Origin of the sequence: Micromonospora sp. ANENR4 (genome assembly GCF_015354395.1) — a bacterium.
GTDB lineage: Bacteria > Actinomycetota > Actinomycetes > Mycobacteriales > Micromonosporaceae > Micromonospora > Micromonospora aurantiaca.
This window is the reverse complement of sequence record NZ_JADKYQ010000024.1, coordinates 1-21168: the sequence shown is the minus strand read 5'-3', so window position 1 is coordinate 21168 and position 21168 is coordinate 1. Positions and strand designations below refer to the sequence as shown.

Here is a 21168-nt window from a genome sequence, read left to right as displayed (position 1 = left end):
CCCGTGCCCGGGAAGGCGCATTCCGCAACGCTCAAACTATTGGTTCTCGGTCGACTGGGCGAGCCTAGCCAGCGCCGAAATGCAGGGCAACCGGACGCGCGGAACCTCGCCGCCGCCCGGACAAGCACGAACTCAGCTCTCGGTGAGCTCGCGGTACGCATCGGCGGTCAGCAGACCCTCGACCGCCGCCGGATCGTCCGGAGTGATCTCCACCAACCACCCCGCACCGTACGGATCCGTGTTGATCACCTCAGGGGTGTCGGCCAGCGCCTCGTTGCGCGCCGTCACCGTGCCACTCAGCGGCGCGTAGATCTCCGACACGCTCTTCGTCGACTCGATCTCGCCCAGCGACTCACCAGCCGCCACCACCGCACCGGCGTCCGGCAGCTGCACGAACACGATGTCACCCAGGGCGTCCTGCGCGAAGTGCGTGATACCGACGCGGACGACACCACCGTCACCGCCGACCACCCACTCGTGCTCGGCGGTGTACCGCAGATCCTCAGGAATCACCAACTGCGTCCTTCGTCATCGGTGCACCGGAGAAACCGGCGCGGCCGCGACCGGTCACGAGACCGGCCGGGCGTGGTCCAGCTTGATCGGCGCGTGCAGCTGCGAAACCTCCACAACCTCACGATCCTCGGAGGTCACGTTACCGCCGGCCTTCCCCACCGATGCGACCACCCCGCCGGGAATGTTCAACGCCGTACGCATCGTCGCCGGGTCACCGATCACCATGATCGTGAACGGACCCGTCAACCGCCGCCCGTCCACCACCAGCGCACCGTCCGGCCCGTCCACGAAATACGTCGACGCGATGATCCGCGCCGCCGTACCGTCCGCACCCTGGATCTGCATCGCCTCCGCGCCCGCACCCCGCAGCTCCTGCACCGCATCCAGGATCCCGGCCGACGACACCGCCTCGGCCGGCCCCGAGAACCGCACCTCAAGACCCGGACCCACCGCCGGCAACGTCCCCGCCAGAATGCCCAGCTCGTCCGCCCGCCGCGTCGCCTCCTCCAGCGCCGCCTGCCGGCCCTGCTCACCCGACCGCAGCTGCCGCTGGCTCTCCTCCAGCAACTCGATCTCCTGGCGCAGTCGCCGCTCCCGCGAATCCAGATCCGACGAGATCCGCACCAGGTCCTCCTCCCGCGCTGCCGCGAGCGTCGGATCCGTCGACGTCGTCTTGAACTGCACCACAAGCGTGAAACCCAGCAACGCCAGCAACACCGCGATCATCGCGCCCGCCGACGAGAACCGCCGCGCCAACGACGGCGCACCCGCGGCCGCACCCGGCTCCGGCTCGGACTCCGGCACCGCCTCCCGCTCCGCGGGCTCCACCGCCTCGTCCGGCACCGGCTCCGCCGGCGCCAACGGGCTCAACTCGTCCGGATCGGGCGCATCCGGGCGCGGATCCGGCTCACCCGCCGGACCCGACGGCCGCGCCGGCTCCCCCGGCCGCGGCCACCCGGTACCCGTCTCCCTGTGTTCCTCGCTCATCGCCACAAACCTACGCCCGGAACAGGTGCCGGCGGATCGCCGCCACGTTTCCGAAGATGCGCACCCCGAGCACGACCACCACACCCGTGGACAACTGACCGCCCACGCCCAACTGGTCACCCAGATACACGATCAGACCCGCCACCAGCACGTTCGAGATGAACGACACCACGAACTGCTTGTCGTCGAAGATCCGGTCCAGCTTCGCCCGCACCCCACCGAACACCGCGTCCAACGCGGCCACCACAGCGATCGGCAGATACGGCTGCAACGCCGCCGGCACCGTGGGGTCCAGATACACCCCGAGCACCACACCGGCGAGCAACGCCAGCACCGCGATCATCGGCCACCTCCCGAAGGGCTGGAAGAACCACCCGGGCCGGACGACCCGGGACTCGACGAACCGGCGGCACCCGAACCCGACGGGCGCGCACCCGCACTCGCACTCGCACTCGCGCTCGGACCCGGGGTCGCCGGAGGCTCGGCGTAGCGTAGCCGCGGCTGCGGCGCCGCCGGCAGGGTGAGGTCACCGACCCGCTTCACCCCGAACGACAGACCCGTCTTCCGCGCCACCTCACGCATCAACGCAGCCGCCCGGCTCTCGTCGAACCGGTCCCGCATCGACCGCGGCCCGATCGCCTGCACCTCGTACGGACCCGTCACCGGCCGGTAGTCCACCAGGATCGCCTCACCCGCCGACCGGATCGTCGACGTCGCCGTCAACCGCTGGCCGTTCACCGCCACCGCCTCGGCACCCGCCGCCCACAACGCGTTCGCGACCTTCTGCAGATCCGAATACAGCACCCGTGACGGACCCGCGTCCCCGTTCGTCACACCGTCCTGGTCCGCCGCCGCGTCGGCCAGCCGCACCACCACGCCGTCCCCGCGCACCCGGGCCAGGCCGGTACCCGCCTCCAGCGTGCGCAGCCGGGACGCCTGCGAACCGCTCAACGTCGCGTCCCGCTGCCGGCTGACATCCTCGCGCAACTGCTCGGCCCGCTCGGTCAACCGGTCGGTCTCCGCCTCGCGCCCCTTGATCTCCGCGACCAGGCCCGCCCGCGCCGTCGCGCGGCTCGGCTCCTCCGCCATCGTCTCCCGGTACGCCACCGCGAACAGGAACCCGATCAGCGCCAGCACCAGCAGGCTCACCGGCCGGCCGAGCACCTCCCGCACCCGCGACATCGAGCCCGTCGCCCGACGCGCGGCCGCGTCCCCGTATCCCGGGTCCAGCGGATTGCGGAACAGCTCGGTCAGGAAGTCCGGCGCGTACACCCGGTTCGAGGGGTCGCGCTCGTTCTGAGCGTCCCGCGGCGGCGACGTGGTCATGCCGGTGCCTCCGTACGCCGAGCCCGCATGGCCCGCACGAGACGGCTCGCCTGCACCACGTACATCGCGCCGGCGACCCAGTAGAGGACCAGGCCCCACCAGGCCAGCCCCCAGCCGATCGCGCCGGCCGCGGTGCCGGCGTCCGGCACCGCGTCTGCGAGCAGCAGGATCGGGAACGCCGCGAGCAGCAGGAACGTCGCGGTCTTGCCGACGTAGTGCACCGGCGGCGGGCCGTAGCCGTAGCGGCGCAGCGCACCGAGGGGCACCAGCAGCAGCAGTTCCCGGGCCAGCAGCGCCCCGGTGAACTGCCAGGGCACCACCTCGCGGGCGGTGAAGGCGAGCAGCGTGGCGAGGATGTAGAGGCGGTCGGCAAGCGGGTCGAGCAGCTCACCGAGCCGGCTCACCTGGCCCAGACGGCGGGCGATCCAGCCGTCCACCCAGTCGCTGGTGCCGCCCACGGCGAGCACCGCGATGGCGGCGACGTCGGCCCGGACCACGAGGAACAGGTAGAGGAAGATCGGCACGCCGACGAGCCGGACGAAGCTGATCAGGTTGGGCAGCGTGAGGACGCGGTCTCCCACGACCGTGGCGGTCCCGGAATCCGGTTCCTCCGCTGGAGCCGGCCGACGCGACACCGAACCCTCCCTTCGCAGCACGGTCCGGCAGCCGGATGAGCGGCCGCTGGAGGGACGTGCGCGTTGCCGGCCGGTCAGACGCCGGCGCCCTCTGTGATCCCGGGCTGGGACCTCCCCGACGCGGCCCGTCCTCGTGGTGATCACGGGCCGCCCAGTTGCGCTGCCACTATATCGGGCTCGCTGTTCTCGCCCGGATGCCCGCTGCGTGGTTGCTCAGTGGTGTCACGGTGTCGACCGTCACAACCGCTAAGGCATCCTAGGACACTAGTTGAGCAGTGGAAGGAAGGCCGGACGACGGTGCGAGTGGTCAGGCGGTACGGGCGGTCGAGTCCGAGCCGGCCTGCGGGGCGGTGGCCGTCGCAGCCTGGCTGAACGCCACCAGCGCCAGCAGCAGCTCGTGCTGCACCCGGTTCGGCATCCGGTCGAGCACGGCCTGCACCGCCCGGTGCCGTCTCTCCTGGAGGTCGCGCAGCAGCGTGTCGGCGGCAGCGGTCGGGATCAGCCGCACCTCCCGCCGGTCGCGCGGGTCGGCCACCCGGCGCAGCAGGCCGACCGCCTCCAGGCGGTCGCAGAGCCGGCTCGCCGACGACGGGACCACGTCCAGCAGCTCGGCCAGCCGGTTCACGTTGGTGTCCGGATGCGACACGATCAGCGACAGCACCCGCAACTGGGTGGGCGAGACGCTGACGGTGTGCCGGGAGGTCGCGGAGTCGAGCACACCGATGAGCGCCTCCGCAGCCGATTCGATGGCCGCGGCAAGATTCGGAGGTCGCTCCACTCGCTGTCCCCTGCGATCGTCCCGCTCGTGTCCGCTCCGCCGCCCCCGTCACTGCCCCGTCACGTCGTCGGACCGGCTGGAGCCGCGCCAGTCCAGGCAGACGACGACCGCGTCGTCACGGAGATCCGCGTCGGCATGGTACGCATGCAGTTCGCGCATCACCGTACCAACTGCCTCGGTCGCCGGCTGCAGCCGAGTCGACCGCATCGCGCGCGCCATCGCCCGGACACCGTACGGCTCCTGCTCGTCGGGCTCCGCCGCGTACACGCCGTCGCTGACCACGAAGAGGCGATCGCCCGGCTCCAGAGTGAACTCCTGCACGTCGTAGCGGGTCTCGGCGAACATGCCCAGCGGCAGTTGCTGCTCCAGCGCGATCGGTGTGACGCGGCCCCCGCGCAGCCGCAGCAGTTGCGGCGACCCGGCGTCCACCGCGCGCATCACGCCCCGCCGGCTGTCCAGCTCCAGCAGCAGCGTGGCCACGTGCCGGCTCCCCCGGTGCTGGTAGTAGATGGTGTCCGAGGCCAGCTCCGCCTGTTCCACCAGGCTGCCGCCCGAACGCCGGGCGTTGCGCATGGCGTTCACCGTCATCGCCGTGAGCATCGACGCGGCCAGCCCGCTGCCGGTGCCGTTGAGCACGGTGAGGGTGAGGCGGTCGCCGTCCACCGACCAGTCGAAGTGGTCACCGCCCACGGTGTACGCCGGTTCGAGCTGCCCGGCGAGCAGCGCGTCACCGAGCCGTACGCTGCGCCCCGGCAACAGGTCCCACTGCATCTCGGCGGCCATGCTCAGCCGCTCCCGCCGCCGGGCGCGCCGGTAGCGGTCGGTCTCCCGGTCGGCCGCGCGGATCGCCACGGCCAGCTCACCGGCGGCGTCGCGGGCGGCCTCCACAGTGGCGGCGTCCGGGTCGCCGGGCAGCTCCACCATCAGCACGCCGAGCCGCTCCCCCCACACCGACAGCGGCAGGTAGGCGCGGCAGCGGCCCTCCTCGACGATGTCCAGCACCGGCTCCTGACTGCTGAAACAGCGCTGCGCGACGCTGTGGGCCAGCAGCGGGCCGCCGTCGGGCACGTCCGGGTCGAGCACCGGCCAGAGCCCGCTGGCGCGGTAGTCGGCGACGAACACCTCCGCCCGCGCGGCCCCGAGCGTCTGGCGCAGCACCGCGTCCGCGGTCTCCGCCAGCTGGTCGGGTGGCGCCGTGCGCAGGGCACGCGACACCGATCCGGACGCCTCCGGCATGCTCATCCTCCGATGACGACTATTGCTACAGGGCAAACATCATACGAAGGCCGCCCGACGGCGAACGCCCCGCCTCGGCCGGGCGTGACGGGGACCGGCTCAGCCGGCCGGGCGCACCGCCAGCGCACCGTGGAACGCGTCCGGCACCGGCTCGGGCTCACCGGCCGGCCGCCACCGCGCCACGGCCACGATGCCGTCGCCGGTCGGCTGCCAGCGGCCCAGCAGCGGCGCGAACCGCTCCGGCGCCCGCATCCGGAACGCCGGACCCATCATGGCCAGCGCCTCCGGGTGCCCGGCCAGTTCCTCGGTGTCGAAGTCGATCGCCAGCCGGCTGCCCGGCGCCACCGCCTGGTACAGCTCGTCGAGCGTACGGGCGAGCGTGTCGTCGTCAAGGAACGCCGCCAGCCCGAGGAAGACCACCCCCACCGGCCGTCTCCCCCAGCCCGGCACGAACCGGTGCAGCAGCGCCCGGTCGACGGTCCCGATGTCGGTGGCGTCGCCGTAGCCGTACCCGGCCCGGTCGCTGCCGTCGAGCAGGCTCCGGCCCAGCCGGACCGTCTCCGGGTCCACGTCGGTGTAGAGCACGGTCGCCTCCGGCGCGACCTCGTGCACGTTGCCGCAGGTGGGCACGCCCGCGCCGAAGACCAGGAAGCCGTCGATCCCGTCGGCCGTCATGGCCCGCACGGTGCGGCCGAGGAATCCGCGCAGCGACCGGAAGATCGCCGCGCAGGGCCCGTACGCCGCCTCGAACGCGGCGGCCGCGGCGACGTCCACCGGGCGGTGGTGCCGGCCGCCGAGCCAGTAGTCGATCATGCGGGCGGTGCTCGGTCCGTCCGGCTGATCCATCGACGGGGCTCCCTCCCCTGGGCGCTGCACGCCAGCGTACCCACCGGGCGACCCCGGGCGGTATCGCCCCGGGCCGCCGTCCGGGCCGCGATACTGGCCGCGGGAGCGCCGCCACGAGGAGGTACTGGTGAACTCGGCGAACGGGGCCGCGGTGGTGGTCGGGGTGGACGGCTCCGAACCGGCCACCCGGGCGGTCCGCCTGGCGGCCCGGGAGGCGCGGCTGCGCAACCGCCCGCTGCGGGTCGTGCACGGGTTCATCTGGCCGCTGCTGCGCGTACCGGTCTCCGCGCCGGCCGGCTCACCACCCGGCGCCGGGCTGCGCAACCAGGCCGAGCAACTGGTCACCGACGCGGTGGCGGTGGCCGAGGCCGAGTCGCCGGGGCTGCGCATCACCGGCGAGATCATCGACGGGGAGGCGGCAGCGGTGCTGCTCGGCGAGTCCCCCACCGCCGCTCTGGTCGTGCTCGGCGATCGGGGCCTGGGTGGCTTCGCCGCGCTCGTGATCGGGTCGGTGGCGGTGCAGGTCGCCTCGTACGCCGACTGCCCGGTACTGATCGCGCGCGGCACCGCCCACGACGGCGGCCCGGTCGTGGCCGGCCTGGACGGCTCGACGCCGTCGCGCGCCGCTGTCGAGTTCGCCGCCGAGACCGCGTCCGCGCGCGGCGCCGCGCTGCGCGCGGTGCACGCCCGCCCGCACGGCCGGGACGACGCCGAGGCGGAGCGGGTGCTCACCGAGGCGCTCGCCGGGATCGGCGAACGGTGGCCGGACCTGCCGGTGCACGCCGAGGCGGTACGCGCCAAACCGGTCGCGGCGCTGACCGCCGCGTCGGCCGAGGCCCAGCTGGTCGTGGTGGGCCGGCAGGGCCGGGGCGAGCTGGGCGGGCTGCTGCTCGGCTCGGTGAGCCAGGGGATCCTGCACCGCTCCGCCTGCCCGGTGGCTGTGGTCCGCGCGGCCGACTGAGCGGCGGCCCGCGCGCCCCGGCTGAGCGGCGCCCGACCGCCCGACCGGCCTGGCGGGGATCCGCCCGGCAACGGTTGGTCCCGGCCCGGGCGGGTAGACGCCTACGGTCAGCCGACAGCGATCCGCAGGAGGCAGAGATGCCAGGACCACGGCCGGGCAGCAACGCGTACGACAAGCAGCGAGCACGCCTTCGCGACCTCGTCGAGCAGTCCGGACGGGCGTCCGACAAGGAGGCGAACCAGGTCGCCAACCGGATCCTCCAGGACGACAGGGGCCAACGCGGTGTGGTCCGGGGCGAACGGACCTACGGCCCCAAGGGGAACCGGGAACCGGGTGACCCGAAGTGAGGACGGCAGCGGTTGTCGACGGCGCCATCGCGGGCGCCGTCGGCAGCGCCGTCCTCAACGCGGTCTCGTACCTCGACATGGCGCTGCGGGCCCGGCCGGCCAGCAGCACCCCCGAATCGGTCGCCGGACGGCTGGCCGACGTCACGCACGTCGATCTGGGCCCCGGCGACGAGGCGGCGAACCGCCGCTCCGGTCTGGGGCCGTTGCTCGGCTACGCCACCGGCATCGCCGCGGGCGCAGCGTTCGGCCTGCTCGCCGCACGGCGGCGGATGCCGTTGCCGCTGGCCACGGTGCTGCTCGGCGGTGGGGTGATGGCCACCTCGGACGGCTCGATGACAGCGCTCGGCGTGACCGACCCACGCACCTGGCGGCGCAGCGACTGGATCTCGGACCTGATCCCGCACCTGGCGTACGGGCTGTCGGCCGCAGCCACCTGGCGGCGGCTGCGGCCGACGTCGGCTCGCGGTTAGCTCTCGTCGTCGGCCACCGGCTCACCGGCCGGGCCGTACGGCGACACCTGTCCTCTGGGGACGGGGCGTCCCGCATCGGCGTTCGACGTGCCACTGCCACGCGAACGGCCGCCCGCCTGGGTGGCCGTCTTGCGGCTGTCCTGACTGGTGGCGCCGAGGTCGTTCCGGCGCAGTTCCTCCTGCTGCGGCTTGACCACGGGTCTCTCCTTCCCGGTGGAGCGCGCGGCCGTCGACCGCGCACCCGGCCCGCGTACCCGTCGCCGCCCGGCGCATTCCGGATCGGCTCGGGGGTCTGGCCCGGGCCGGGGCGGGTAACCCGGGTGGATGCCAGACGATCGCAACGTCGCCCGGGCCCTGCTGGACCGGCAGTCCCGCACGTACGCGGAGGAGGCCGGCATCGCCCTCGCGGACCGGCCCGGCCCGCTCTACCAGCTGCTGGTGCTCACCACGCTGCTGAGCACCCGGATCCGGGCCTCGGTGGCGGTGGCCGCCGCCCGGGAGCTGTTCACGGCGGGCTACCGCACCCCGCAGGCGATGGAGGCGGCGACCTGGCAGGACCGGGTCGACGCGCTGGGCCGGGGCCACTACCGGCGCTACGACGAGCGGACCGCGACCATGCTCGGCACCGGCGCCCGGCTGTGCCTGGACCGCTGGCACGGCGACCTGCGCCGGCTGCACGAGGAGGCCGACGCGGACCGGGCCGTGCTGCGCCGACTGCTCACCGAGTTCCCCGGCATCGGCCCCACCGGTGCGGACATCTTCCTGCGCGAGGCGCAGTCGGTGTGGCCGGACGTACGCCCGTACGCCGACCGGCGCACGCTCGCCGGGGCGAAACGGCTGGGCCTGCCCGCGAGCCCTGGTGAGCTGGTCGGGCTGGTCGGCGAGGCCGACTTCGGCCGGCTCGCGTCGGCGCTGGTGCGGGTCGCCCTGGGCGAGGAGTCGGCGGGCGAGGTGAGCCGCAGCGCCGCCACGGCCCACTGAGGGCTACTTGGCCGGGCCGGGTTTGGTCAGGTTCCAGGCCAGCAGCGAGGCGAGCAGCGCGAGCAGCACCACGCCGCCGGAGACGCCGCCCTCCCCGCCACTGTCGCGGCTTCCGGTGAAGCCGAAGTAGATCACGGCCAGCCCGGCGAGCACGGTGATGAACGTCCGCATTCCTCGGTCCTTCACGCCCGCACCGTACGATCGGCGGCCGGGCGCGGGACAGGGATCGGGCGGTTGTCCCCCGTCCGGGTGTCAGTCCGGGCTGCGGCCGACGGCGGGGCCGCGCAGCCGGACCCGGCGGATCGCCCGTCCGGCCACCTCGACCACCTCGACGGTGAGGCCGGGCAGCCGCACCCGCTCCCCCGGGCCCTCGGGCAGCCGGCCCAGCCCGGCCAGCACCAGCCCGGCCACCGTGGTGTACTCCCGCGACAGCGGGAACGTCACGCGGACGCCCACGTCGGGCAGGTCGTGCAGCGGGAAGTCGCCCGGCAGCAGCAGCGCGCCGTCCGGCTCCCGCACGGCGCGGCGCACGTCCCGGTCGGTCTCGTCGTACAGCTCGCCGACGACCTCCTCGAGCAGGTCCTCCATGGTGACCAGGCCGTCCACGCCGCCGTACTCGTCGACCACCAGCGCGAGCTGCTCGTGTCGCTGGCGCAGCTGCCGCATCGCGTCGGCCACCGGCAGCGTGCCCGGCAGGAGCACCGGCGGGCGGGCCCGGTCGCCGACGCGCGCCCCGTCGGCGTCCACCAGGTCGCGGATGTGCACGGTGCCGCGGACGTCGTCGAGCCCGCCGGGTCCGATCACCGGCGCCCGGGACCGGCCGGTGGCCGCGAGGCGGCGCATCGCCTCGGCCGCCGGCAGGTCGGCGGGCAGCGTGGTCACGTCGCGGCGCGCGACCAGGATCTCCCGCAGCGTACGGCCGGCGATGTCGAACGCCCCGGCGAGGATCTCCCGCTGCTGGGCGGACAGGCCACGCTGGCTGACCAGCATCTCCCGCAATTCCTCCTCGGTCACCTCCTCCCGGCTGGCGCGCGGGTCGCCGCCGGCGAGCCGGACCAGCAGGTCGGTGGAGCGGCCGAGCAGCCACACCGCCGGCCGGGACAGCCGGGCCAGCAGGTCCAGCGGCGCGGCGCTGATCAGCGCCCACCGTTCCGCCGTCTGCATGGCCAGCCGTTTGGGCGCCAGCTCGCCCACCACGAGCGTGAGGAACGTCAGCAGCAGCGTCACCAGGAACACCGCGACCGGGCGGGCGGCCCCGCCGAGGAAGCCCAGCGGGCCGACGAGCGGCTCGGCGAGCGTGACCGCGGCGGCGGCCGAGGCGAGGAACCCGGCGAGCGTGATGCCGAGCTGGATGGTGGCCAGATAGCGGTTCGGTTCGCGGGTTAGGCGGCTCAGTCGCGCCCCGGCCCGCCCGGAGCGCGACAGCCGGCGCAGCTGCCCCTCCCGCAGGCTCACCAGCGCCATCTCGCTGCCGGACAGGGCGGCGTTCACGAGGATCAGCACCAGCACCAGCGCGACCTGGACACCCATCAGTCCGTCTCCAGGTCGTCCAGTGAGATCGCGTGGGTCATCAGCCAGCGGGCCAGCGCGGCCATCCCGAACAGCCACAACGGCGCCGACTCGGTGGGGCCGTTCGTGGCGTAGATGGCGAAACGCAGGTCCGGTGCCCGGTACGCCTCGATCCGCCACTTGTGGTTCTTGTCCCGCCAGACCGCGGAAGGGTCCATGGCGCCACGGTAGGTGACCGGGGCGGGCGGGCGACGCCTGTTGGCTCACCCGGGCGGGTGGACCACCTCGCGGGCGTCGTCGGGCAGCCGGCGGGTGGCGCCGCGCCGGTCCAGCAGCTCCAGCAGCGGCACCGCAACCCGGCGGGTGGTGCCGAGCGCCTGCCGGGCGGCGCTGAGCGTGAACGGCTGCGGCAGCCCGGCGAGTACGCGCACCGCGTCGTCCGGGGCGCCGGGCAGCAGCACCACGTTCTCGGCGAGCTTCAGCAGCGCGCCGGCGCGTACCGCGGCGCCGATCTCGCGGGGACCCAGCCCGAGGTCGGCCAGGTGGTGCGCCTCGGGGGCCTGGAACGGGCGGTCGCCGTACTCGGCCCGGACCCGGTCCACCGCCCGGGCCACCGGGTCCGGCAGCGTGCCCTGCGGGGCGGCGGTGACCAGGCCGTCGCGCAGCCGCAGCGGCGGGCGCAGCAGCGCCGTCACCAGGGCACGGTCGGGCAGGTCGAGCCGGTGCCGCAGCACGTCGACGGGTACGCCCGCGGCGAGCGGATGCTCGGCGGCGTACCGGGTCACCTCCTCGGTGAGGCGGCGGCCCAGGTCCCGCCAGTGCTCCGGGTCGGCAAGCCACTGCCCGGCCACCGGCGTCGCGACCGGCGCCACGCCCATCCGGGTCAGGTCCCCGGCCCGGATCAGCCGCCGTCGCCGCAGCTCGCCGGGCAGGTCCGGCCGCCCGTCCAGGCCGGCCAGCACCGCCGCGCGGGCGGCGGCCGCGCCCCGCCGGCGCAGCGGCGGCGGGTCCACGTCCAGCACCGTCACGCCGCCCGCGACGTGGTGCCGCCCGGGGTCGCGCAGCAGCGCCCGGTCGCCGATCAGCAGCGGCAGCGGACGGGCCAGGCGCAGCCGTACCGTGTCCGGGCCCAGCGGCCGGACCCGGGCGGGCACCGCCGCCGCGCCCACGTGCAGCGTGAGCGTGGCCGGCAGGTCGGCGGCCGGGTCGCCGGACAGCCGCACGTCGAGCAGGTCGGTACGCCCGAACCGGCCGGGGCTGAGCAGCGCGTCGCCGCGCCCGACCCGGTCCCGGGGCAGGCCGCGCAGGTTCACCGCGACCCGGGCCACCGCGTCGACCTCGGTATGCGCGACACCGAGGGAGTGCAGTCCGCGTACCCGCACCGCCTCGCCGGTGGCGGCCAGCTCCAGCTCGTCGCCCACACGCAGCCGTCCACCGCCGAGCGTGCCGGTGACCACCGTGCCGCTGCCGCGCACGGTGAACGCGCGGTCCACCCAGAGCCGCACCGGGGTGTCCCGGGCCGGGTCGGGCAGCCGGGCGGTCAGGCGATCGAGCGCGGCACGCAGCTCGGGCAGCCCGGCGCCGGTGACCGCGGAGACCGACACCGCCTCCACCTCACCGAGCGAGGTCGCGGCGATCTCCGTGCGGGCCCGCGCCGCCGCCGGCCCGGGATCGGCCAGGTCGGCGCGGGTCACCGCGAGCAGCCCGTACGACACGCCCAGCGCGTCCAGCGCGGCCAGGTGCTCGGCGGACTGCGGCATCCAGCCCTCGTCGGCGGCCACCACGATCAGCGCGGCCGGGACCGGGCCGACGCCGGCGAGCATGTTCGGCACGAACCGCTCGTGCCCGGGTACGTCGACGAACGCGATCGTGCCGCCCGACGGCAGCGTGGTCCAGGCGAAGCCCAGGTCGATGGTCATGCCGCGGCGGCGTTCCTCCGCCCACCGGTCCGGTTCCATCCCGGTCAGCGCCCGCACCAGCGTGGACTTGCCGTGGTCGACGTGCCCGGCGGTCGCCACCACGAACATGCCGGTCAGTCCTCCACGCTCAGCACGGCGGCGCGGACCCGCTCGTCGGCGCCGTCCGGCACGGCGCGCAGGTCCAGCAGGAGCCGCCCGTGCAGCACCCGGCCGAGGATCGCCGGGTCGCCGGTGCGCAGCGGCTCGGCGTACCGCTCGGGCAGGCTCAGCGCCCACGAGTCCAGTTCCACGCCCGGTGCCCCGCCGCCGCCGACGACCGCAGCCGACGGCACCACCTCGGCCTTGCAGCCGTCCTCACCGAGCCGGTCCCGCAGCCGTTCCAGCCGCTCCCGCAGCCGGACCGGGTCGGCGTGCAGCGCGTCCCGGGTGGGCGTGGACGGCGCGTACAGGGTGGCGGCGAGCGCGGCGAGGGTGAGCTTGTCGACCCGCAGCGCCCGGGCGAGGGGGTGCCGGCGCAGCCGCTGCACCAGGTCGGCGTCGCCCAGCAGCAGACCGGCCTGCGGGCCGCCGAGCAGCTTGTCGCCGCTGGCGGTGACCAGGTGCGCGCCCGCGCGCAGCGTGGTGGCCGCGTCCGGCTCGTCGGGCAGCAGCGGGTCCGGTGCGAGCAGGCCCGACCCGATGTCGGCCACCACCGGCACGCCGAGCGTGGCCAGCTCCGCCACCGGCACCGCCGAGGTGAAGCCGGTGACCACGAAGTTCGACGGATGCACCTTGAGCACGAAGCCGGTGCGCTCGCCGATCGCCGCCTCGTAGTCGGCGCGCGTGGTGCGGTTGGTCGTGCCCACCTCGCGCAGCCGCGCGCCGGTGCTGGCCAGCAGGTCGGGCAGGCGGAACCCGTCGCCGATCTCGACCAGTTCACCGCGGCTGACCACGATCTCCCGGCCGGCCGCAAGCGCGGTCGCGGCCAGCACCAGCGCCGCCGCGCCGTTGTTCACCACGTGCACCGCCCCCGCGTCGGGCACCGCCGCGGCGAGCGCGTCCAGCGCCTCCCGGCCGCGCCGTGCCCGCCGGCCGGTCCGCAGGTCCAGCTCCACGTCGGTGTGCCCGGCGGCGGCGACCAGCGCATCCACCGCCGACGGGGCGAGCGGGGCGCGGCCCAGGTTGGTGTGCAGCACGACGCCGGTGGCGTTGAGCACCGGGCGGGGCGTACGGCCGGGCAGGTCCGCCAGCGCCGCGTCGCGTACCTGATCGGGGGTCAGCTCGCCGCGCCGCGCGCGGGTCTGCGCGCTGACGATCGCGGCCTTGACCCGGTCGCGGCCGAGCGTCGCGGCGGCGGCGGCCAGCGCGGGATCGGCGAGCAGCGCGTCGGTGCGCGGCACCCGCCGTCGCGGGTCGACCTCACGCATCGGCGCACTCCCGGGAACGGTACTTGGCGGAGACGGACGGGAATCGAACCCGCCTGGCCCGGGTCCCGGACCACACCGGTTTTGAAGACCGGGAGGGGCACCAGCCGCCTGAACGCCTCCACTCAGCAGTCAACCACAGCGCGGCGCGGGCCGCCCGGGGAGGTGTCAGACCTGGTCGGCGGCCCGCCGGTCGGCGCGTTCGCGCTGCGGCACGACCGTGTACCGCGGGTCGCGCGCCGACGCGACCCCACCGTGGAAGATCCCGAACCGGGTGCACACCGACGCGGCGATCAGCGCACCGCCGGACAGCGCGGACAGCATCCGGCTGCGCCGGCCGACCAGCGCGCCGACGACACCGGCGGCGGTAAGCGCCCGGCCCGCGCGCAACAGCTTGCCGGGCGTGCCCTGCGTATAGGGCTCGCTGAGCAGGCCGAGCCGGTTCTCCACCCGGTGCGAACCCCACAGCTCCATCGCCGCGCCCGCGACCGCGAGGCGCCGCGCCGCACCGGCCTGGGCGCAGGGCGCGGCCACCAGCCCGACACCGGCGCCGCTGGCCAGCGCGCTGCCCGCGAAGATGGCCGGCAGTTCCGGGTACGCCTCGTGCCACGACGGCACCGCCGTGTCCGCCAGCAGCACACCGGTGTACGTGGCGAGCGCCGGCGCGGTGACGGCGGCGACCACACCGGCGGCGTGCCCGGCCGGCGGCAGCAGCCGGCGGCTGAGCCCCAGCACGCCACGCTCGGGCAGCAGCGGAGCCGCCTCGGCGATCGCCGCGACCCCGGCGGCCGGGCCGAACACGCTGAGGATCCAGGTGCCCACCGACATCGGTGAGGTCACCTTCGCCACCCGCAGCATGTGGTGGAAGCGCGACGGCCGGCCCAGGTCGTTCACCAGGAAGTACGTGCTCGCGCCCACCGCCGCCAGGGCGGTGACCCGGCCGGCGCGGCGCAGCGCCGGGCGGCCGGTGAGCTGCCCGCCCGCGGCCAGCAGCGACGAGCCGGCGGCGAGGCCGCCGGTGAACAGGTACGCGGCGATGTCCCACCGCCACACCGGCGGCTTGAGGACGGGCCGGCCGTAGTAGGAGGTGAACTCGGCCGGCGGGACGTTGAGCTGCTCCCCGCCGCCCTTGCCGCCCCGGCGTCGGCGCGGGGCCGCGTCGCGGGGCGGGTGCGGGGCCAGGCCGGCGTCGCGGGAACCCGCGTCGGTGCGTCCCACACCGGGACCGGCGGCGGTGGCCCGGCTGCCGTTCTCCCGCTCGGCGGCGCCACGGTCCTCCGGTCCCGTGGACAGGCGCTCGCGGAAGCGGCGGAACAGGTCACCGACCGGGCGGTCCGGGCTCACGACGATCCTCCGACGAACGCGGCGACGGCAGCCGCCGCCATGGCCACGGCGGCGAACCCGGCCCGCTTCCACATCTTCGGCAGGTCCCGGGTGGTGACCACCGGGTCCGGCGGCAACCCGTACACCTCCGGCTCGTCGAGCAGCAGGAAGAACGCGCCGTCGCCACCGACGCCATCGGTCGGGTCGTGGCCGTACAGCCGGGCCTCCGGCACGCCGCGCTCGTGCAGCGCGGCGACCCGCGTGGCGGCCCGTTCCCGCAGCTCGTCGAGCGGGCCGTACTGGATCGACTCGGTCGGGCACGCCTGCGCGCAGGCGGGCGTCATGCCCGCGCCGATCCGGTCGTAGCACAGCGTGCACTTCCACGCCCGGCCGTCGCCCTTGCGCTGGTCGATCACGCCGTACGGGCAGGCGGAGATGCAGTAGCCGCAGCCGTTGCAGATGTCCTCCTGCACCACCACCGTGCCGAACTCGGTGCGGAACAGCGAACCGGTCGGGCACACGTCCAGGCAGGCCGCGTGCGTGCAGTGCTTGCACACGTCGGACATCATCAGCCAGCGGAAGTCGGTGCGGGACTCCGCGCCGCTGTCCCGCCCGGGCGGCTGGGCGCCGGGCATACCGAGGAACTCCGGACCGGCCGCCATCCGCGCCGCCGCCTCCGGCCGCCCCGGCGGCAGACCGGGATTCGTACCCGTGTCGGGTGCCGTGCCCGCCCCGGCCGCCGCCGACGCCGGGCTGATCGCCGGGCCGGTCGGGTCGCCGGCGAACGGCGGCGTGCGGTGCCCGGCCGGGCGGGGCTGCTCGATGAACGCGACGTGCCGCCACGAGTTCGCGGTGAGCGCGCCGGTGTTGTCGTACGACATGCCGAGCAGGTCGAAACCCGAGTCCGGGACGCCGTTCCACTCCTTGCAGGCCACCTCGCACGCCTTGCAGCCGATGCAGACGCTGGTGTCGGTGAAGAAACCCATCCGGGGCGGCGCGTCGACCCAGCCCGCGTCCGGGGCCGGATCGAGCGGGCCGTACAGGCTGTTGGCGTCAGGCATCCCGATCCCCGTCCTGGTGCGCGGCGGCCGACTGCTCGTCGGTGCTGCCGGCGGCGTCGTCCCCGCCTACGGCGTCGGTGGTCACCACCGGGATCTTCCGATCCGGCGTCATCCCGGCCCGCCGCTGGTAGTCGCCGACCAGGTCCAGCAGCGGCGGACCGGTGGGACGACGGCCGGGCCGGATGTCGCAGGTGCCGACCTTGCTCTCCTGGATGAGCACGTTCGGGTCCAGCGTGATGCCGAACAGGTCGTTCGCCGAGTCGCCGGTGACCAGGCCCTCGGTGCCGAAGTGGTACGGCAACCAGACCTGGTGGATGATCCGGCCGTCCACCCGCAGCGGGGTGAGCCGGTCGGTGACCAGTACCCGCGCCTCGATCACCGCGCGGCCGCTGATCAGATGCGCCCAGCCCAGGTGGGCCAGCCCGAGCTCGCCGGCCAGCTCCGGGGACACCTCGACGAACATCTCCGGTTGCAGCTCCGCCAGGCGCGGCACGGTACGGCTCATCCCACCGGCCGTGTGGTGCTCGGTGAGGCGGCTGACCGTGAACACGTACGGGAAGACCTGGCTGTGCGGCTCCGGCGGACTCGGGTTCATCCGGTTGATCGGATGCTCGTAGATCTTGCGGGTCGGGTTGGCCTGCTGACCGTAGAGCGGGTTGCGCATCGGCGACTCGGCCGGCTCGTAGTGCGTCGGTAGCGGGCCGTCCAGGACGCCGCTCGGCGCGTACAGCCACGCCTTGCCGTCGCCCTGCATGACGAACGGGTCGTCACCGGCGAGCGCGGCCGGGCCGGAGGCGCCCTCGGGCGGCCGGTACGACGGCGGCTTCGTCTTCTCGAAGTCCGGCACGTCGTACCCGGTCCACTCGCCGGCGTCCGGATCCCACCAGACGTACTTCTTCCGCTCGCTCCACGGCCGGCCCTCCGGGTCGGCGGAGGCGCGGTTGTAGAGCGTGCGGCGGTTCGCCGGCCACGCCCAGCCCCACTCGGCGGCCACCCAGTCCTGCTCGTGGCGGGACCGGCGGCGGGCCGCCTGGTTCACGCCGTCGGCGTAGACGCCGGAGTAGATCCAGCAGCCGATCGCCGTGGAGCCGTCGTCGCGGGCCTCGCCGAACGCGTTCAGCAGGCGGCCGGTCGCCACCTCGTACCCGTTGATCTCCCTGAGCACCGCCTCGGCGCTCGGCTCCGCGTGCGGACCGTGCGTGGGGTAGTCCCAGGCCAGGTCCAGCAGCGCCCGGTCGCGGCGCGCGGTGGAACCGGCCAGCTTCTCCCGCAGCACCCGGCCGAGGTGGTAGAAGAACCACAGCTCGGAGCGGGCGTCGCCCGGCGGGTCGACGGCCTTCTCCCGCCACTGCAGCAGCCGCTGCGTCTGGGTAAAGGTGCCCTCCTTCTCCACGTGCGAGGCCGCCGGCAGGAAGAACACCTCGGTCCGGCACTCCTCCGGCACGATCTCGCCGGTGGCGACCTCCGGGCCGTTCTTCCAGAACGTGGCGCTCTCGATCATGAACAGGTCGCGGACGACGAGCCAGTCCAGGTTGGCCATGCCCAGACGCTGGGCCCGGCCGTGCGCGGAGCCGACAGCCGGGTTCTGGCCGAGCAGGAAGTAGCCCTTCACCTTGCCGTCGATCATGTTCAGGACCTGCTGGTACGTGCCGTGGTCGCCGGTCATCCGGGGCATGTACCCGTAGCAGAAGTCGTTCTCCGGCGTCGCCGCGTCACCCCAGTACGCCTTGAGCAGGCTCGCCGCGAACGCCCGCGAGTTGCCCCAGAAGCCCTTCTGGCCCGGGTGCCGGATGCTGTCCACCCACTTGTCGAACGTCGGGTGGTCGGCGTGGTGCGGCATCGGCAGGTAGCCGGGCAGCAGGTTGAACAGCGTCGGGATGTCGGTGGAGCCCTGGATGCTGGCGTGCCCGCGCAGCGCCAGGATGCCGCCGCCCGGGCGGCCCATGTTGCCCAGCAGCGTCTGGATGATCGAGCCGGTCCGGATGTACTGCACGCCCACGCTGTGCTGCGTCCAGCCGACCGAGTAGACGAGCGCGCCGGTGCGTTCCCGGCCCGAGTTCTCCGTCCAGGCGCGCGCCAGCTCGAGGAACTTCTCCTCCGGGATGCCGCACACGCGCGCCACCATCTCCGGGGTGTAGCGGGCGAAGTGCCGCTTCAGGATCTGGTAGACGCAGCGCGGGTGCTGCAACGTCTCGTCCCGCGGGGCCTGCGCCGGCACCGGCTCGCCGTGCGACTCGTGCTCCAGCCCGGAGGCCGAGTCACGTTCCTTGCCGGTGCCCCGGGCCTTGGCATTGTCCTCCTGGCCCTCGTACTGCCAGCTCGCGTGGTCGTACGAGCCGGTGTCCGGGTTGTAGCCGGAGAACAGGCCGTCCAGGTCCTCGGTGTCGGCGAACTGCTCGCTGACGATGTTCGCCGCGTTGGTGTACGCCAGCACGTACTCCCGGAAGTCCAGCTCGTTCTCCAGGATGTAGCGCACCACGCCGCCGAGCAGCGCGATGTCCGTGCCCGCGCGGATCGGCAGGTACGTGTCGGCGAGCGCGCTGGTACGTGTGAACCGCGGGTCGACGTGGAAGACCTTCGCGCCGCGCTTCTTCGCCTCCATCACCCACTGGAAGCCCACCGGGTGGGCCTCGGCCATGTTCGAGCCCTGGATGATGATGACGTCAGCGTTGGCGAGATCCTGCTGGAAGTCCGTCGCGCCGCCGCGACCGAAGCTGGTCCCCAGACCGGGGACGGTGGCGGAGTGTCAAATACGGGCCTGGTTCTCGATCTGGAGTGCCCCCATCGCGGTGAACAGCTTCTTGATGAGGTAGTTCTCCTCGTTGTCCAGCGTCGCGCCGCCGAGGCTGGAGATGCCCAGCGTCCGGTTCAGCGGGCGGCCCTCGTCGTCGACGTCCTCCCAGGTGTCCGCGCGGGCGGCGAGGATCCGGTCGGCGATCATGTCGAGCGCGACGTCGAGGTCCAGGTCTTCCCACTCGGTCGCGTACGGCCGGCGGTAGCGGACAGTGGTCTGGCGCAGCGGGCTGGTCACCAGGCTCTTGCTGGCCGAGCCCTTCGGGCAGAGCCGGCCGCGCGAGATCGGGCTGTCCGGGTCGCCCTCGATCTGGGTGACCTTGCCGCCGGAGTGGAAGACGCGCTGCCCGCAGCCGACCGCGCAGTACGGGCAGACCGAGCGGGCCATGCCGTCGGCGGTCTCGGTGCGAGGGCTCAGCTCCGCGGAGCGGGCCGACTGGGCGGCGGCGCCGCGACCGAGCGGGTCGGTGCCGGTGAGTTGCCGGTAGACCGGCCACCCCTGGATGAACGTCTTGAAACCCATCCGCGCACCCCCTCTCCGTCGAGAACGGCTCACCTCTGCCTGTAACCCTAGGCCAGCGACCAGGGGCGTGCGACTCGAGCCCACAGACAGAGCCGCCCCGGCCGGATGGCCGGGGCGGCTCTGGGCGTCGGTGTGCATGTCGCCTCTCGGCGAGTGGCGCGACGCGGCTCCAGCCGAACGGTATTCCGCGAAGGCAATTTAGGTGAGGCCCGGGGACACTGGACACACCGACGCTCTGCACAACGGTACCGGGGTCACGGTTCTTCCGCTCGCTCGTCGTGACCCCGGTCACCGCCGGGTCAGCTGTTCCAGTGCTGGGCGACCAGGTCGGCGGCCTGCTGTTCCCACTGGGCGTAGTGGTCGGGGTAGGCCGACACCTGGACGGTCTGGGCGGCGGCGGTCAGCGGCATGTCGCGCCAGCCGTCGACCTGCTTCAGACCCTTCAGGAAGGCGGTGGTGGAGTACTCGGGGTCGGTGATCTGCTCGACCGTGCCCCAACCACTGGAGGGGCGCTGCTGGAACAGGCCCTGCGAGTCGTGGTCGTTCCGGTCACCGAGGTGGCCGAGGTTCTCCAGCTTCGACTCCTGCAGGGCGGTGGCGATGGAGACGACCGCGGCACGCTCGTCCATGCCGGCCTTCTTCGTCGCCGCGATGATCGCCTTGACGTTGGCGGTCTGCTCGTCGTTCAGGTCGATGTGGGACTGGGCGCCCTGAACACCGTGCGGGATGAGCGCGGCGCTGTCCAGCTTGCCGGCGGCCTGCGTCGTGGTGACCGCGGCGTCCCGGGCGGTGGGGGTGCTGGTGTCGTGGTTGAGCGGGCCGGCGGCGAGGCCACCGGCGACGGTCAGACCGGCGATACCGAGGATGCTCTTACGCAGGATGCTGTTCATGGTGGGCTCCGTTCGGGGGTCGACGCACCCGGGGGTGGATGCGTGGGCACCGTCAGGCGCTCAAGGAAGTCTTCGGGGGGATCCGGCGCCTTGCTCTCACGCGGCCCGCGGACGCCGGGGGTGGCGTGCGGGGCGCACTGGTCGCGCCGGAGACATGTCCAACGACCGCCGGCCCGGGATCATTCCCGGACGCTGCCGCCCGCGTACTCGGGGTGCGGGGGCCGCTGCTGCGGTCGTTCACCAGGTATAACGCCCCGGCCCCGCCGCCGATTCCGCCGCCCGGGTGTCCCCGACCACCCCGAAACGGACACCGGACTCACCCCGGACACCGCCCTCGACCCGCCCGCTCCCCCACTCCGCCGACGCACACTCCCGCCGTCCGCCGCCTGCTCCCGCCCCCACTCACGTCGCGCCCGACCCCCCGCCCCGGCTCACGTTGCGCCCGTCCCCGCCCGCTAGCCGACTCGCGTCGCGCCCGCTCACGTCGCGCCCGCTCGGCCGCCCCTGCCGCGTCGATCATGAGGTTGGCGGCACATGATGTCCGATCTTGGAAGGAAACGGCCCTCATGGGGGCCGAAATCCTCCAAGATCTCCGGCGGAGAGCCGCGCGAGGTGAACAAGCTGAAGGCACGACGGGCGATCATGAAGTTGGCGGCACGAGCTGACC

Annotated in this window: 22 protein-coding genes and 1 tRNA gene; 4 read left to right on the top strand and 19 right to left on the bottom strand. The window is 74.1% G+C overall.

Features of this window, described 5'->3' with window-relative positions:
- Positions 1–132: 132 nt before the first annotated feature.
- The 8 genes from gcvH to IRY44_RS29075 form a co-directional block, all read right to left on the bottom strand.
- A complete protein-coding gene (gcvH, locus tag IRY44_RS29110; protein WP_135240202.1) occupies positions 133–513 on the bottom strand; it encodes a glycine cleavage system protein GcvH in 381 nt (126 codons plus the stop codon).
- A 54-nt stretch (positions 514–567) separates the two neighbouring features.
- Positions 568–1500, bottom strand: a complete 933-nt coding sequence (locus tag IRY44_RS29105; RefSeq protein WP_194803352.1) for a DUF881 domain-containing protein — start codon at positions 1498–1500, stop codon at positions 568–570.
- Positions 1501–1510: 10 nt separating this feature from the next.
- Positions 1511–1843, bottom strand: a complete 333-nt coding sequence (locus IRY44_RS29100; protein WP_007071104.1) for a small basic family protein — start codon at positions 1841–1843, stop codon at positions 1511–1513.
- Positions 1840–2826, bottom strand: a complete 987-nt coding sequence (locus IRY44_RS29095; protein ID WP_194803351.1) for a DUF881 domain-containing protein — start codon at positions 2824–2826, stop codon at positions 1840–1842. Before IRY44_RS29095 ends, IRY44_RS29100 begins: the two co-directional genes overlap by 4 nt.
- Positions 2823–3461 carry a CDP-alcohol phosphatidyltransferase family protein gene (locus tag IRY44_RS29090; RefSeq protein ID WP_370585036.1) on the bottom strand — a complete coding sequence of 213 codons (639 nt, stop codon included), beginning with the start codon at positions 3459–3461 and terminating at the stop codon, positions 2823–2825. Before IRY44_RS29090 ends, IRY44_RS29095 begins: the two co-directional genes overlap by 4 nt.
- Before the next feature lie 307 nt (positions 3462–3768).
- Positions 3769–4239 carry a MarR family transcriptional regulator gene (locus IRY44_RS29085; RefSeq protein ID WP_194803349.1) on the bottom strand — a complete coding sequence of 157 codons (471 nt, stop codon included), beginning with the start codon at positions 4237–4239 and terminating at the stop codon, positions 3769–3771.
- Between the two features lie 48 nt (positions 4240–4287).
- On the bottom strand, positions 4288–5475 hold the full coding sequence (locus tag IRY44_RS29080; RefSeq protein ID WP_194803348.1) for a PP2C family protein-serine/threonine phosphatase: 1188 nt from the start codon (positions 5473–5475) through the stop codon (positions 4288–4290).
- Positions 5476–5574: 99 nt separating this feature from the next.
- Positions 5575–6321 (bottom strand): SAM-dependent methyltransferase, encoded by a 747-nt coding sequence (locus IRY44_RS29075; RefSeq protein WP_194803347.1) that lies wholly within the window; start codon positions 6319–6321, stop codon positions 5575–5577.
- 127 nt (positions 6322–6448) lie between these two features.
- Here IRY44_RS29075 and IRY44_RS29070 point away from each other — a divergent pair, with 127 nt between their 5' ends.
- From IRY44_RS29070 to IRY44_RS29060, 3 genes are all read left to right on the top strand, one after another.
- On the top strand, positions 6449–7282 hold the full coding sequence (locus tag IRY44_RS29070) for a universal stress protein (protein WP_194803346.1): 834 nt from the start codon (positions 6449–6451) through the stop codon (positions 7280–7282).
- Between the two features lie 137 nt (positions 7283–7419).
- Positions 7420–7629 carry a hypothetical protein gene (locus tag IRY44_RS29065; RefSeq protein ID WP_013286381.1) on the top strand — a complete coding sequence of 70 codons (210 nt, stop codon included), beginning with the start codon at positions 7420–7422 and terminating at the stop codon, positions 7627–7629.
- A complete protein-coding gene (locus IRY44_RS29060; RefSeq protein WP_194803345.1) occupies positions 7626–8099 on the top strand; it encodes a hypothetical protein in 474 nt (157 codons plus the stop codon). The genes IRY44_RS29065 and IRY44_RS29060 overlap by 4 nt, the downstream gene beginning before the upstream one ends.
- Here the strand turns inward: IRY44_RS29060 and IRY44_RS29055 are convergent.
- Positions 8096–8296: a hypothetical protein gene (locus IRY44_RS29055; protein ID WP_194803344.1), complete on the bottom strand. Its 201-nt coding sequence runs from the start codon at positions 8294–8296 to the stop codon at positions 8096–8098. The two genes, IRY44_RS29060 and IRY44_RS29055, sit on opposite strands and share 4 nt — an antisense overlap.
- 127 nt (positions 8297–8423) lie before the next feature.
- On the opposite strand from IRY44_RS29055, the gene IRY44_RS29050 reads away from it, so the two are divergent.
- Complete coding sequence (locus IRY44_RS29050) at positions 8424–9080, top strand: hypothetical protein (RefSeq protein WP_194803343.1); 657 nt, start codon at positions 8424–8426, stop codon at positions 9078–9080.
- Between the two features lie 3 nt (positions 9081–9083).
- Here the strand turns inward: IRY44_RS29050 and IRY44_RS29045 are convergent, their stop codons facing one another.
- The 10 genes from IRY44_RS29045 to IRY44_RS28995 all read right to left on the bottom strand — a co-directional run bounded on the left by IRY44_RS29045 (position 9084) and on the right by IRY44_RS28995 (position 20501).
- Complete coding sequence (locus tag IRY44_RS29045) at positions 9084–9266, bottom strand: hypothetical protein (RefSeq protein WP_194803387.1); 183 nt, start codon at positions 9264–9266, stop codon at positions 9084–9086.
- A gap of 66 nt (positions 9267–9332) precedes the next feature.
- Complete coding sequence (locus IRY44_RS29040; protein ID WP_194803342.1) at positions 9333–10610, bottom strand: hemolysin family protein; 1278 nt, start codon at positions 10608–10610, stop codon at positions 9333–9335.
- Positions 10610–10807, bottom strand: coding sequence for a hypothetical protein (locus tag IRY44_RS29035; RefSeq protein WP_030503909.1), 198 nt, complete (start codon positions 10805–10807; stop codon positions 10610–10612). Before IRY44_RS29035 ends, IRY44_RS29040 begins: the two co-directional genes overlap by 1 nt.
- Before the next feature lie 45 nt (positions 10808–10852).
- Positions 10853–12616, bottom strand: a complete 1764-nt coding sequence (selB, locus tag IRY44_RS29030) for a selenocysteine-specific translation elongation factor (RefSeq protein ID WP_194803341.1) — start codon at positions 12614–12616, stop codon at positions 10853–10855.
- Positions 12617–12621: 5 nt separating this feature from the next.
- Positions 12622–13914, bottom strand: a complete 1293-nt coding sequence (selA, locus tag IRY44_RS29025; RefSeq protein WP_194803340.1) for an L-seryl-tRNA(Sec) selenium transferase — start codon at positions 13912–13914, stop codon at positions 12622–12624.
- A 24-nt stretch (positions 13915–13938) separates the two neighbouring features.
- Positions 13939–14034, bottom strand: a tRNA-Sec gene (locus tag IRY44_RS29020).
- Positions 14035–14079: 45 nt separating this feature from the next.
- Complete coding sequence (gene nrfD / locus IRY44_RS29015) at positions 14080–15255, bottom strand: NrfD/PsrC family molybdoenzyme membrane anchor subunit (protein WP_194803339.1); 1176 nt, start codon at positions 15253–15255, stop codon at positions 14080–14082.
- The gene (locus IRY44_RS29010; protein ID WP_194803338.1) at positions 15252–16295 is read right to left on the bottom strand and encodes a 4Fe-4S dicluster domain-containing protein; all 1044 of its coding nucleotides are present in this window, start codon (positions 16293–16295) and stop codon (positions 15252–15254) included. The genes nrfD and IRY44_RS29010 overlap by 4 nt, the downstream gene beginning before the upstream one ends.
- Positions 16288–19611 carry a formate dehydrogenase gene (fdh, locus tag IRY44_RS29005; protein ID WP_228533040.1) on the bottom strand — a complete coding sequence of 1108 codons (3324 nt, stop codon included), beginning with the start codon at positions 19609–19611 and terminating at the stop codon, positions 16288–16290. Before fdh ends, IRY44_RS29010 begins: the two co-directional genes overlap by 8 nt.
- Before the next feature lie 299 nt (positions 19612–19910).
- Positions 19911–20501 carry a hypothetical protein gene (locus IRY44_RS28995; RefSeq protein ID WP_194803335.1) on the bottom strand — a complete coding sequence of 197 codons (591 nt, stop codon included), beginning with the start codon at positions 20499–20501 and terminating at the stop codon, positions 19911–19913.
- Positions 20502–21168 lie beyond the last annotated feature (667 nt).